This is a genomic window from Streptomyces sp. NPDC042102 (assembly GCF_055582305.1).
In genome coordinates this window covers 41,482-53,891 of record NZ_JBVJDL010000010.1, presented here as the reverse complement: position 1 = coordinate 53,891, position 12,410 = coordinate 41,482, and the positions used below count along the sequence as shown (strand labels likewise).

Sequence of the window (12,410 nt, the reverse complement as noted above, 5' to 3'; positions counted from 1 at the left end):
CGTTCCCGCTGTTCAGCGGCGCGGCTCCCAGCGGAACCACTTCTGGACAGCAAACACCGTGATCACGATCCAGGCCAGCGTGGTCAGGGCGGCGCCCAGCAGGTCGGTACCCGCGTCCGTCCCCGTCCAGCCCGCGCGGACCAAGGTCATCACACCGCTCAACGGCAGCAGTTCGCACACCGAGGCCAGCTTCTCGGGCATCGTGTCCGTCGGGACGAACAGCCCCGAGCCCATCGTGGTCACCAGGAACAGCGGCAGCGTGGTGATGCCGGCGCTCTCCACGTTGCGGGTGAAGGAGCTGGTCACGGCCGACATCCCGGCCAGCATCACGATGCCCGCCAGCACACCGGCCGCCACCAGCAGCGGGTTGTCGGGGGCCGTCGCGTCCAGGGCGGCCGCCCCGGCCACCGCCAGCACCACGACCTGGACGAGCGCCAGGACGGCGGAGGGCAGCGCGGTGCCCGCCAGGATCTCGACGTCGCCGGCCTCGCCCGTGCGCAGCCGCTTGAGGACCAGCTCCTCGCGCCGGGCGACGTACGCGGAGACGAGGTTCATGTAGACGACGAGGATCAGCACCATGCCGATGCCGCCGGTCAGAGTGGCCTCGCCGATCGCCGCCGTGCCGCCCTCCAGGTCGAACCCGCCGAGCGAGGAGCGCAGCACGTAGACCATCACCAGCGGCATCAGCAGCGCCACCGACAGCGTCGCGCGGTTGCGCACCAGCAGGGTGAGCTCGGAGCGGCCGAGCGCGACGAGCCGCCCGGGGTTGAGCGTCAGCGTGTTCATCGGGTGCCCGCCATCTTCTCGGTACGGTCGGTGGTCTGCGCGGTGGCCTGCGCGGTGCTCTGCGCGGTGGTCCGGTCGGTGTTCCGCGGGTCGTCCGCGGCGCCGGCCCGGCGGCTCTGCGCGATCTCCAGGAACGCCTCCTCCAGCGAGGCGGACCGGGCGTCCAGCCCGGCGAGCTCCACGCCCGCCTCGTCGGCCCAGCTCAGCAGTTCGCCCAGCGCGGCCTGCAGCCGTTCGGTACGGATCTCCACCCGCCGGCCCTCGGCCGCGGCCCGCAGCGACAGCGGCAGCCGGGCCGGGGCGACGTCCTCGGGCAGGGTGAAGCGGATCCGGGACGGGCGGGTCGCGGTGACCTCGGCCGGGGTGCCGGCGAGCACGATCTCGCCCTCGTGCAGGATCGCGAGGCGGTCCGCGAGCTCCTCGGCCTCCTCCAGGTAGTGCGTGGTCAGCACGACCGTGGTGCCCTCGTCCCGCAGCGCCCGCACCAGCGCCCAGGTGTCCCGGCGCCCTTCGGGGTCCATCCCGGTGGTGGGCTCGTCCAGGAACAGCACCTCGGGCCGCCCCAGCAGGGCCAGCGCCAGATCCAGGCGCCGCCGCTCGCCGCCGGACAGCTGCTTGACCCGTACGTCGCTGCGCGCGGCCAGCCCGACCAGCTCCAGCACCTCGGCCCCCGGCCGGGCCCCGGTGGTGACCCCGGCCCACATCCGCACGGTCTCGGCGACGGACAGGTCGGAGGGGAAACCGCCCTCCTGGAGCATGACCCCGGTGCGCGGCCGGACCGCGGCACGCTGCTTGTACGGATCGAGGCCGAAGACCCTGACCTGGCCGCCGCCGGGCGCGGCCAGCCCTTCCAGCAGCTCGACGGTGGAGGTCTTGCCGGCCCCGTTGGTGCCGAGGAGGGCGAAGATCTCGCCGCGGGCGACGGAGAAGGAGATCCCGCGCACGGCCTCGAATCCCCCGGAGTAGCCGCGGCGCAGTCCCTCGACTTCGATCACTGTCTGGTCGGTGTCAGTCATGACTCCAGACTCGCCGCGGACCGGTGACGGCAGCAGTGCGGGCTGTCATCACCGCAGATGACAAATGTCATCGGGCAGTCGGTACAACGAGCAGTCGGTACAACAAGAAAGGCCCCGGTCTGATGACCGGGGCCTTTCTTTCACGAGCGGACGACGAGATTCGAACTCGCGACCCTCACCTTGGCAAGGTGATGCTCTACCAACTGAGCCACGTCCGCATGCTGCCGATCAGCTTTCACTGGTCGGTGCGTGCACCACTCTACCTGATCCACAGCAGTGGTCGGTAAAGCTTTATGCAGAGCGGGTGACAGGAATCGCACACTGCGCCTTCCCCCTGGAAGGGGGATGTTCTGCTACTGAACTACACCCGCACGACCTTCGGGGTTCTGACCTGCGGTCTTGGCCCCTCGGCGTGATCCACACACTAGCGGATGCCGGGGGGTGGTTGGCAAATCGGGGGTCAGTGGGCCGCGTTGTAGGCCTCGTAGACCCGCTTCGGGATCCGGCCCCGGGGCGGCACGTCGAAGTCGTGCGAGCGGGCCCAGGCCCGCACCACCGCCGGGTCGGGTGCCAGCGCCGTGTGCTTGTAGGTCTTCCCCGAGCGCGCCTGGCGGCGGCCGGCGGCCACGTACGGCTCCAGGCTCTTCCGCAGTCTCTTTGCGTTGGCGAGATTGAGGTCGATCTCGTACGACTTACCGTCCAGCCCGAAGGCGACCGTTTCCGCCGCTTCTCCGCCTTCGAGGTCGTCGGAGATCGTGACTACTACGCGCTGCGCCACGGATATCGGTCCCTTCGCGGGACATCTCCGCCCGCGTGACGTGCGGTGATGTCGCCTGTGTGGATGTTTCGGGGCAATGCTGCTTTCACCAGGAATCCTGGTGGATTCCTTTGTACCGCGATTTCCCGCGCATGGTGAAGTCCAGTTAATTGTCTCCGCGTGTCCCGCCGCAATCCCGAACGCGTGGTTTTCCGGTGGATTTTGCGAAGCGTTGGTGAAGCCGAAACCGGTCGCCGATCGGGGCCGTCCGATATCTACCCGCGTAGAAATTTTGGCCGGGTACGCTGAGGGAACCGCCTTCGCACCAACCACCACTCGGGAGTGCCAGTGGCACGCGTCGTAGTCGACGTCATGCTCAAGCCGGAGATCCTCGACCCCCAGGGCCAGGCGGTGCAGCGTGCACTGCCGCGCCTGGGCTTCGAGGGCATCGCCGACGTCCGCCAGGGGAAGCGCTTCGAACTGGAAGTGGAGGGCCCGGTCGACCAGGCCGCCCTCGACCGCATCCACAAGATGGCCGAGACGTTCCTCGCCAACACCGTCATCGAAGACTTCACCGTGAAGGTCGAGGACTGACGGTGACCACTCGCATCGGAGTCGTGACGTTCCCCGGAACGCTCGACGACCAGGACTCGCTGCGCGCCGTGCGCATCGCGGGCGCCGAGCCGGTCTCGCTGTGGCACCGCGACAAGGACCTGCACCAGGTCGACGCGGTCGTCCTCGCGGGCGGCTTCTCGTACGGCGACTACCTGCGCGCCGGCGCCATCTCCCGCTTCTCGCCGGTGATGGAGACGATCATCGAGCAGGCGCGGGCGGGCATGCCCGTCCTCGGCATCTGCAACGGCTTCCAGATCCTCACCGAGGCCCACCTGCTGCCGGGTGCGATGCTCCGCAACAACCACCTGCACTTCATCTGCCGCGACCAGAAGCTGCGCGTCGAGAACGCCGGCACCGCCTGGACCGGCGACTACGAGCAGGGCCAGGAGATCTCGGTCCCGCTCAAGAACATGGACGGCCGGTACGTCGCCGACGAGCGCACGCTCGACGAACTGGAGGCCGAGGGCCGCGTGGCCTTCCGGTACCTGGACATGAACCCGAACGGTTCGCTGCGCGACATCGCCGGCATCACCAACGCCGCGGGCAACGTCGTCGGCCTCATGCCGCACCCCGAGCACGCGGTCGAGCCGCTGATCGGGACGGGCCGCACCGACGGCCTCCCGTTCTTCACCTCGGTCCTGAAGAAGCTGGTCTCCGCATGAGCCTCGACACCGTCAAGAACGCCACCGGGACCCCGGACGCGGCGCAGCCCTGGAAGGAACTCGGCCTCAAGGAGGACGAGTACGCCCGCATCCGCGAGATCCTCGGCCGCCGCCCCACCGGCGCCGAGCTCGCCATGTACTCCGTCATGTGGTCCGAGCACTGCTCCTACAAGAGCAGCAAGGTGCACCTGAAGCAGTTCGGCGAGAAGGCCCCCGAGAACACCGCCCTGCTCGTCGGCATCGGTGAGAACGCCGGCGTCGTCGACGTCGGTCAGGGCTACGCGGTCACCTTCAAGGTCGAGTCGCACAACCACCCCTCGTACATCGAGCCCTACCAGGGCGCGGCGACCGGCGTCGGCGGCATCGTCCGCGACATCCTCGCCATGGGGGCCCGCCCGGTCGCGGTCGTCGACCCGCTGCGCTTCGGCGCGGCCGACCACCCCGACACCAAGCGCGTCCTGCCCGGCGTGGTCGCGGGCATCGGCGGCTACGGCAACTGCCTGGGCCTGCCCAACATCGGCGGCGAGGTCGTCTTCGACTCCTGCTACCAGGGCAACCCGCTGGTGAACGCCGGCTGCATCGGCGTGATGAAGCACGAGGACATCCACCTGGCCAAGGCCTCCGGCCCCGGCAACAAGGTCATCCTCTACGGCGCCCGCACCGGCGGCGACGGCATCGGCGGCGTCTCGGTCCTCGCGTCCGAGACCTTCGACGATTCGAAGCCGACCAAGCGCCCCGCCGTCCAGGTCGGCGACCCGTTCCAGGAGAAGCTCCTCATCGAGTGCACCCTGGAGATCTTCCAGGAGAAGCTGGTCGCCGGCATCCAGGACCTCGGCGGCGCCGGGCTCTCCTGCGCCACCAGCGAGCTGGCCTCGGCCGGCTCCGGCGGCATGCGCGTGGAGCTGGACACCGTCCCGCTGCGCGACGCGACGCTCTCGCCCGAGGAGATCCTCATGAGCGAGTCGCAGGAGCGCATGTGCGCGATCGTCGAGCCGCAGCACGTCGACCGCTTCATGGAGATCTGCGAGAAGTGGGACGTCATCGCCACCGTCATCGGTGAGGTGACCGACGGCGAGCGCCTGGAGATCTTCTGGCACGGCGAGCAGATCGTGGACGTGCCCCCGGGCACCGTCGCCCACGAGGGCCCGGTCTACCACCGCCCGTACGCCCGCCCCGCGTGGCAGGACGCCCTCCAGGCCGACGACGCGGGCAGGCTGGCGCGGCCGCAGACCTCCGAGGAGCTGCGCGCGCAGGTCCTGGCCCTGGTCTCCTCCCCGAACCAGGCCTCGAAGTCCTGGGTCACCGACCAGTACGACCGCTTCGTGCAGGGCAACACCGTCCTCGCGCAGCCCGAGGACGCCGGCATGGTCCGGATCGACGCGGACACCAACCTCGGCGTGGCCATGGCGACCGACGGCAACGGCCGGTACGCCAAGCTCGACCCGTACGCGGGTGCGCAGCTGGCCCTGGCGGAGGCCTACCGCAACGTCGCCGCGACCGGCGCCAAGCCGCTGGCGATCTCCGACTGCCTGAACTTCGGATCGCCGGAGGACCCGGGCGTCATGTGGCAGTTCGCCGAGGCCTGCCGTGGTCTCGCGGACGGCTGCCTGGAGCTGGGCACCCCGGTGACCGGCGGCAACGTCTCGCTGTACAACCAGACCGGTGACATCGCGATCCACCCGACCCCGGTCGTGGCGGTCCTCGGTGTGATCGACGACGTCAACCGCCGTACGCCGATGGCGTTCGCGGAGCCGGGCCAGCTGCTCTACCTGCTCGGCGACACCGCCGAGGAGTTCGGCGGCTCGGCGTGGTCCGAGGTCGTCCACGGCCACCTGGGCGGCCTGCCGCCGAAGGTGGACCTGGGGCGCGAGAAGCTGCTGGGCGAGATCCTCATCTCGGCCTCCCGCGACGGCATGATCGACGCGGCGCACGACCTGTCGGACGGCGGCGTGATCCAGGCGCTCACCGAGTCCTGCCTGCGCGGCGGCAACGGCGCGCGGATCGTGGTCCCGGAGACGCTGGACGCGTTCACGTTCCTCTTCTCGGAGTCCGCGGGCCGCGCGATCGTGGCCGTCCCGCGCAGCGAGGAGCTCCGCTTCACCGACATGTGCGGCGCGCGCGGCCTGCCGGCCACGCGCATCGGCGTGGTCGACGGCGACGAGATCGAGATCCAGGGCGAGTTCGGCATCCCGCTGGCCGAGCTCCGCGAGGCCCACGAGGCCACGATCCCGGCGCTGCTGGCCTGACACGGGTCACGGTCGGCCGGAACCGGTACGGAACAGGGGCCGGGGCGTTGTCCACAGGTTGTGGACAGGCCCCGGCCCCTGTCGTTCTCCGTTGCTACGGTGCTGGGGACATCGGGGGAAGCACCGGTGAACGGGGGTGGGGTCGTGTTCGATCCGACGTTGGGCATGCCGGAGCCGAGACCACCGGCGAGCGGCGGCGACCGGGACCGCCCGGGCGGGGACCAGCGCATCCTGCCCGACCGGGGGCGGTCATGGAACAGGGTCAACGCGCTGCTGTGCACGCTGGCCGTGCTCGGGGTGCTCGTGGGCGGCTGGTCGTTGTACGACTCGTACGGGCGCCGGCAGGTCCGCCAGGAAAGCCGCGCCACCATCGAGGAGTCCTGTGCGGGCCTCGTCGACGCCTCCGCCGTGCTGCGGCTGAGCGGCGGGGTGGACCGGGTGGAGCCCGGCAGACCTCACCGGCCGGGGGTGGACCTCACCCGTCGGTCGAGCAGCTGCCTGCTGGACACCGTCCGTGACGTGGCCGCGCGCTCCCGAACGACGCGGCACTTCACGCTCACGGTCGAGATCCGCTCCCGTGCGCCCCGCACGGACGGGCCCGGGGCGGAACAGGTCGGGGACGCGAAGCCGTTCACGTCCGCCGGGATGCGCGAGCGTGACGACGCCACCGCCCGGCTCGACCTGCCCGACCGCGTCCCGCTGGGTGACGGGACGCTGGGGGACCACGGGCGGCGCAGCGTCTCCGTCGTCGCCCCGTGCCGTACGCCCACCGCCGCCGGGACCACCTCGATCCTGGTCACCGCGTCCTCCGGGGAGGCCGTCGGGGCCACCGAGGCGGACCTGAGGTCGGTGGGCCGGCTCGCCCGGGACGCGGCGGTCTCGGCCGCGCGGCGGCTCGGCTGCGACGCCGGACTCCCCGCGCTTCCGGCCCGGCTGCCGCTGCCCGCCCCCGATCTGGGACCGGCGGAATCCGGCCGCGGCACCTGTGCCTGGTTCGCGGCCGTACGGTCCGGCGGTCCGGCCGGCGGCGGGACCGCTGCCGCCGGAGGTGCCGGGCGGGACCGGTTGCCCGACCGGGCGGCCGGTGTGCCCACCGCCGCACACAGCCGGGTGGAGTCCTGTGTCCTGGCGGTGAGCCCGGACGGGGCGCGCCGGGTGCTGCCGGGGCTCAACCCCGAGGAACGCGAGGGCCAGGACGTCGAGCGGGTCCTGGACGGCCGGCCGTGGTGGATCAGGACGTACTCCGCCTTCGGCGACGACGCCGACGCGGCCCTGGTGACGACCGACTTCCAGGTCCGCCCGATACCCGTGCTGGGTGCGGGGCGCTCGCAGGACGGAGAGGTCCTCTTCGGCTCCGCGACCTGCGCCGGCCGGCCCGCCGCCCTCACCCTGCACGTGCCGCCCGGCTACCGCGCGGTGCTCGGCGAGGCCCGGCTGTCGGAGCTGTTCACCGCCTACGCCACCGAGACCGTGCAGCGGCGGGGCTGCACCGGGTTGAAGCTTCCCGGGCCCGCCGGGCGGAGTGGGTAGGGTCGGGCCATGCCGCCCGCCAGGAAGAAGCCGCGCGCCTACGATTCGCAGCGCATCCGTGCCGCCGTCACCACCCAGTTCGGCCACGTCGCCGACGCGGTGGGGGAACTGACCCCCGAACAACTGGCGCGGCCCGCCGGGCTGGGCGAGTGGACCGTCGGCGAACTGGCCGCGCACATCGCGTGGATCGCCGACTCCCTCGCCGGCGGCCTGGAGCGGCCGCCGGTGGAGAAGGCCACGCTGAGCGCGGTCGAGTGGCCCTTCGCCACCGCCCCGATGGCGGGCCGGATCGCGGACGCCGCCGGTGAGACCCTGCGCGGTGGCCCGCTGCCCGAGCTGTACGAACGGGCCGCGGACCGGATGGCGCGGGCGCTGGCCGAGCACCGCGACGGCCGGGTGCTGGACCTGTTGATCGGTGCCATGACGCTGGGGGACTTCATGATCACGCGCACCGTGGAACTGGTGGTCCACACCGACGACCTCAACCGGGCGGCGGGGCTGGCGATCCCCCTCGAACGGCAGGCCCTCGCCGCCTGCACCCGGCTGCTCGCCGACGCCCTCGCGACCAAGGCGCCCGGCGGCTCGGTGGAGGTGCGCGTGCCCCCGTTCGCCGTGGTCCAGTGCGTCGAGGGGCCCCGGCACACCCGGGGGACCCCGCCCAACGTCGTGGAGACCGACCCGCTGACCTGGATCCGGCTGGCCACCGGCCGTACCGGCTGGGCGGCGGAGGTCGAGGACGCCCGGGTGCGGGCCAGCGGGGAGCGCGCGGACCTGTCCGCGCTGCTGCCGCTGATGGGCTGAGCGGGGGACGGGCGCGGAACCGGACCGGCGGGGCGTACGTCGGACCGGTATGCGAACCCACGGCAGGCACCCGCGCACGACCGTCCCGGCCGCGGCCCTGGCCGCCGTCCTCGCCCTGACGGCGGGCGCGTGCGGCCAGAGCGGGCCCGGCCCCGCGGCAGCGGTGCCCGGCGGCGACACGGTCTCCGTGACCGGGCCGGCCCCGGCCCCCGCGGCGCCGCTCGTCGGCATCCGGTGGACGGTGACCGCCCTGGTCGACGCCACCGGGGCCACCGACGTGCCGGCCGAGGCGGCGGCGCGGGCCCACTTCACCATCGACGCGGACGGCTCGGTCCGCGGCAGCCTGGGCTGCAACCGCTTCACCGGCCGCGCCACCACCGACGCCCGTACGGTCACGTTCGGCCCCGTCTCCGCGACCCGCATGGCGTGCGGCGGCCCGACGGGCGAGGTCGAGCGCGCCCTGAGCGACCTCCTGGCCGCCGGTCCCCTCACGTACGCGGTCACCGGCCAGACGATGACCCTGACGACCTCCGCCGGCACGGGCGTGACCGCCCAGGGCACGGTCGCGGTGGAATAGCCGCCCGCTCCGGTCCGTGCACGGGTATGCGGAAAGGGTGAAATGGATCAGCGCGCGGGGCGGGAGCCGCCGCGCATTTCCTCGTACATGTCGACAATGCACCGGATGGCGAGACGCAAGGGCCCCGTCACCCTCCGTGCTGTGACATTTCCCGGGCGTCCCCAATTCGGACCAGTGGTCGATCTCGCCTACACTCGGTTGCGTGCCTCGTGGTGATGGACGACTCAACCACGACCTGCTCCCCGGTGAGAAGGGCCCCCAGGACGCTTGCGGCGTCTTCGGTGTCTGGGCTCCGGGTGAAGAGGTCGCCAAGCTCACCTACTTCGGACTGTATGCCCTGCAGCACCGTGGACAGGAGTCCGCGGGAATCGCTGTGAGCAACGGTTCCCAGATCCTCGTCTTCAAGGACATGGGCCTCGTTTCCCAGGTCTTCGACGAAACCTCCCTCGGCTCCCTCCAGGGCCATATCGCGGTCGGTCACGCCCGTTACTCCACCACCGGTGCCTCGGTGTGGGAGAACGCGCAGCCCACCTTCCGCGCGACCGCCCACGGCTCGATCGCCCTGGGACACAACGGCAACCTGGTGAACACCGCCGAGCTCGCGGAAATGGTCGCCGACCTTCCTCGGCAGGACGGCCGCGCCACCCAGGTGGCCGCCACCAACGACACCGACCTCGTCACGGCCCTGCTGGCCGGCCAGACCGACGACGACGGCAGGCCCCTGACCATCGAGGAGTCGGCCGCCAAGGTCCTCCCGCAGGTCAAGGGCGCCTTCTCGCTCGTGTTCATGGACGAGGGAACCCTCTACACCGCCCGTGACCCGCAGGGCATCCGCCCGCTGGTCCTCGGCCGCCTGGAGCGCGGCTGGGTGGTCGCGAGCGAGACCGCCGCCCTCGACATCTGCGGCGCCAGCTTCGTCCGCGAGGTCGAGCCGGGCGAGCTCATCGCGATCGACGAGAACGGTCTGCGCACCTCTCGTTTCGCGGAAGCAAAGCCGAAGGGCTGTGTCTTCGAGTACGTCTACCTGGCGCGCCCGGACACCGACATCGCCGGCCGGAACGTCTACCTCTCCCGCGTGGAGATGGGCCGGCGGCTGGCCAAGGAAGCCCCGGCCGACGCCGACCTGGTGATAGCGACCCCGGAGTCCGGCACCCCCGCCGCCGTCGGGTACGCCGAGGCCAGCGGTATCCCGTACGGCTCCGGCCTGGTCAAGAACGCCTACGTCGGCCGGACCTTCATCCAGCCCTCGCAGACGATCCGCCAGCTCGGCATCCGCCTGAAGCTCAACCCCCTCAAGGAAGTCATCCGCGGCAAGCGCCTGGTGGTCGTCGACGACTCGATCGTCCGCGGCAACACCCAGCGCGCGCTGGTGCGCATGCTCCGCGAGGCCGGCGCGGCCGAGGTCCACATCCGGATCTCCTCGCCGCCGGTGAAGTGGCCGTGCTTCTTCGGCATCGACTTCGCCACCCGGGCCGAGCTGATCGCCAACGGCATGACGGTCGAGGAGATCGGCAAGTCGCTCGGCGCGGACTCCCTGGCGTACATCTCCCTCGATTCCATGATCGAGGCGACCACCATCCAGAAGCCGAACCTCTGCCGTGCCTGCTTCGACGGCGAGTACCCGATGGAGCTGCCGGACCCGGAGCTCCTCGGCAAGCAGCTGCTGGAGACCGAGCTGGCAGGCGGTACGGACGCGGCCGACGCGCTCCGTCGTCCGTGACCTCTCGCGACGCCTCGCACCACCCTGCAGTAACGACACGAAAGCTCTCTCCTGTCATGACAGAGAAGACCACCGGTGCCAGCTACGCGGCCGCGGGTGTGGACATCGAAGCGGGGGACCGCGCCGTCGACCTCATGAAGGAGTGGGTGAAGAAGACGCAGCGCCCCGAGGTCCTCGGCGGCCTCGGCGGTTTCGCCGGCCTCTTCGACGCCTCCGCCCTCAAGCGCTACGAGCGCCCGCTGCTGGCCTCCGCCACCGACGGGGTCGGCACCAAGGTGGACATCGCCCGCCAGATGGGCGTGTACGACACCATCGGCCACGACCTGGTCGCGATGGTCATGGACGACATCGTGGTGTGCGGTGCCGAGCCGCTCTTCATGACCGACTACATCTGCGTCGGCAAGGTCCACCCCGAGCGTGTCGCCGCGATCGTCAAGGGCATCGCGGAGGGCTGCGTCCTGGCCGGGACCGCCCTGGTCGGCGGCGAGACCGCCGAGCACCCGGGCCTGCTGGGCCCGGACGACTTCGACGTGGCGGGCGCGGGCACGGGCGTCGTCGAGTACGACCGCCTGCTCGGCGCGGATCGCATCCGTACGGGTGACGCCGTCATCGCCATGGCGTCGTCCGGCCTTCACTCGAACGGGTACTCGCTGGTCCGGCACGTGCTCTTCGACCGGGCCGGGCTCGCCCTGGACCGGGAGGTCGCGGAGTTCGGCCGCACCCTCGGCGAGGAGCTCCTGGAGCCCACCAAGATCTACTCGCTGGACTGCCTGGCCCTCACCCGCACCACCGAGGTCCACGCCTTCTCGCACATCACCGGCGGTGGCCTCGCGGCCAACCTGGCCCGGGTCATCCCCGACCACCTGCACGCCACGGTCGACCGGACCACCTGGACCCCGGGCGCGGTGTTCGACCTGGTCGGCAGGACCGGCCGGGTGGAGCAGCTGGAGCTGGAGAAGACCCTGAACATGGGCGTCGGCATGATGGCCGTCGTCCCGCAGGAGTCGGTGGACGTGGCCCTGACCACGCTGGCCGACCGGGGCGTCGACGCCTGGGTCGCGGGCGAGATCGTCGAGCGCGGCGCGCACACCGAGGGCGCGGCCCTCACCGGTTCCTACGCGGGCTGAGCAGCACCAAAACCCGGTCCGGGGCGATGCCCTGGACCGGGTTTGTGTGTTCAGACGTGTTCGGACGTGTCCGGCTCTGTGCACGAAGCCGGTGGCCGGCTACGACATGGAGAGCGTCAAGCGCCGCGACGCTGTTGCGACGACGGACCGGACTCGTCGTCCTCGTCCTCGTCGTCGTCGTTGTACAGATCCGCGTAGCGGGCGTACGGGTCGTCGTCTTCCTCGTCGTCGTCCTCGAACGGCTCGCCATTCGGCGGCTGCTGCGAGATCGGTTGCGAAGTCGATGCGCCCAGCTCGCTGGCCAGACGCGTCAGGTCAGTCCCGCCGCTGCTGTACTTCAGCTGGCGGGCGACCTTCGTCTGCTTGGCCTTTGCCCGGCCGCGCCCCATGGCTCGACCCCCTCGGTGACGGGGCTCGACGGCCCCAGAGTCTTGACACGCGTTCATGGTTCGGAGCGGGCTCTCCTTGGAGAGACCGTCCGTAGGGCTTTAACGGTACCTGCTTCCGCGGCCATACGGTACGCCGCCCGCATGACGTGCCCCGGCGCAGTGACCAAGAGACGCCCCGTACTCG

General features: G+C 71.3%; 12 protein-coding genes and 2 tRNA genes. 8 read left to right on the top strand and 6 right to left on the bottom strand.

The features are described 5' to 3' along the window. Nucleotides 1–12: 12 nt before the first annotated feature. From ACZ6KO_RS28970 to ACZ6KO_RS28950, 5 genes are all read right to left on the bottom strand, one after another. Nucleotides 13–786, bottom strand: a complete 774-nt coding sequence (locus ACZ6KO_RS28970) for an ABC transporter permease (protein WP_469306966.1) — start codon at nt 784–786, stop codon at nt 13–15. After that, nucleotides 783–1,802 carry an ABC transporter ATP-binding protein gene (locus ACZ6KO_RS28965; protein WP_469306965.1) on the bottom strand — a complete coding sequence of 340 codons (1,020 nt, stop codon included), beginning with the start codon at nt 1,800–1,802 and terminating at the stop codon, nt 783–785. Before ACZ6KO_RS28965 ends, ACZ6KO_RS28970 begins: the two co-directional genes overlap by 4 nt. Nucleotides 1,803–1,947: 145 nt before the next feature. Then, nucleotides 1,948–2,020, bottom strand: a tRNA-Gly gene (locus tag ACZ6KO_RS28960). A gap of 81 nt (nt 2,021–2,101) precedes the next feature. Further along, nucleotides 2,102–2,173: transfer RNA gene (locus ACZ6KO_RS28955), tRNA-Gly, on the bottom strand. 89 nt (nt 2,174–2,262) lie between these two features. Next, nucleotides 2,263–2,580 carry a histone-like nucleoid-structuring protein Lsr2 gene (locus ACZ6KO_RS28950; protein WP_469306964.1) on the bottom strand — a complete coding sequence of 106 codons (318 nt, stop codon included), beginning with the start codon at nt 2,578–2,580 and terminating at the stop codon, nt 2,263–2,265. Nucleotides 2,581–2,901: 321 nt separating this feature from the next. Here ACZ6KO_RS28950 and purS point away from each other — a divergent pair, with 321 nt between their 5' ends. The 8 genes from purS to purM all read left to right on the top strand — a co-directional run bounded on the left by purS (nt 2,902) and on the right by purM (nt 11,837). Further along, entirely contained in the window at nt 2,902–3,153 is a 252-nt protein-coding gene (purS, locus tag ACZ6KO_RS28945; RefSeq protein ID WP_328969684.1) for a phosphoribosylformylglycinamidine synthase subunit PurS, read from the top strand. A gap of 2 nt (nt 3,154–3,155) precedes the next feature. Then, entirely contained in the window at nt 3,156–3,836 is a 681-nt protein-coding gene (gene purQ, locus ACZ6KO_RS28940; RefSeq protein ID WP_469306963.1) for a phosphoribosylformylglycinamidine synthase subunit PurQ, read from the top strand. After that, nucleotides 3,833–6,082, top strand: coding sequence for a phosphoribosylformylglycinamidine synthase subunit PurL (purL, locus tag ACZ6KO_RS28935; protein WP_469306962.1), 2,250 nt, complete (start codon nt 3,833–3,835; stop codon nt 6,080–6,082). The genes purQ and purL overlap by 4 nt, the downstream gene beginning before the upstream one ends. 144 nt (nt 6,083–6,226) lie before the next feature. Continuing rightward, complete coding sequence (locus tag ACZ6KO_RS28930; RefSeq protein WP_469306961.1) at nt 6,227–7,612, top strand: hypothetical protein; 1,386 nt, start codon at nt 6,227–6,229, stop codon at nt 7,610–7,612. Nucleotides 7,613–7,621: 9 nt separating this feature from the next. Continuing rightward, the gene (locus tag ACZ6KO_RS28925) at nt 7,622–8,413 is read left to right on the top strand and encodes a maleylpyruvate isomerase family mycothiol-dependent enzyme (RefSeq protein ID WP_469306960.1); all 792 of its coding nucleotides are present in this window, start codon (nt 7,622–7,624) and stop codon (nt 8,411–8,413) included. Between the two features lie 49 nt (nt 8,414–8,462). Then, nucleotides 8,463–8,990 (top strand): META domain-containing protein, encoded by a 528-nt coding sequence (locus tag ACZ6KO_RS28920; protein WP_469306959.1) that lies wholly within the window; start codon nt 8,463–8,465, stop codon nt 8,988–8,990. A 202-nt stretch (nt 8,991–9,192) separates the two neighbouring features. Beyond that, nucleotides 9,193–10,710, top strand: coding sequence for an amidophosphoribosyltransferase (gene purF / locus ACZ6KO_RS28915; RefSeq protein WP_401456142.1), 1,518 nt, complete (start codon nt 9,193–9,195; stop codon nt 10,708–10,710). A 56-nt stretch (nt 10,711–10,766) separates the two neighbouring features. After that, on the top strand, nt 10,767–11,837 hold the full coding sequence (gene purM / locus ACZ6KO_RS28910) for a phosphoribosylformylglycinamidine cyclo-ligase (RefSeq protein WP_469306958.1): 1,071 nt from the start codon (nt 10,767–10,769) through the stop codon (nt 11,835–11,837). Nucleotides 11,838–11,953: 116 nt separating this feature from the next. Here the strand turns inward: purM and ACZ6KO_RS28905 are convergent, their stop codons facing one another. After that, nucleotides 11,954–12,226: a DUF3073 domain-containing protein gene (locus ACZ6KO_RS28905; RefSeq protein WP_469306957.1), complete on the bottom strand. Its 273-nt coding sequence runs from the start codon at nt 12,224–12,226 to the stop codon at nt 11,954–11,956. Nucleotides 12,227–12,410: the final 184 nt, after the last annotated feature.

Coding starts and splice junctions, on each gene's coding strand:
- ACZ6KO_RS28920 (WP_469306959.1), top strand. CDS start 8,463: ATGCGAACCCACGGCAGGCACCCGCGCACGACCGTCCCGGCCGCGGCC.
- ACZ6KO_RS28970 (WP_469306966.1), bottom strand. CDS start 786: ATGAACACGCTGACGCTCAACCCCGGGCGGCTCGTCGCGCTCGGCCGC.
- purL (WP_469306962.1), top strand. CDS start 3,833: ATGAGCCTCGACACCGTCAAGAACGCCACCGGGACCCCGGACGCGGCG.
- purM (WP_469306958.1), top strand. CDS start 10,767: ATGACAGAGAAGACCACCGGTGCCAGCTACGCGGCCGCGGGTGTGGAC.
- ACZ6KO_RS28965 (WP_469306965.1), bottom strand. CDS start 1,802: ATGACTGACACCGACCAGACAGTGATCGAAGTCGAGGGACTGCGCCGC.
- ACZ6KO_RS28905 (WP_469306957.1), bottom strand. CDS start 12,226: ATGGGGCGCGGCCGGGCAAAGGCCAAGCAGACGAAGGTCGCCCGCCAG.
- ACZ6KO_RS28925 (WP_469306960.1), top strand. CDS start 7,622: ATGCCGCCCGCCAGGAAGAAGCCGCGCGCCTACGATTCGCAGCGCATC.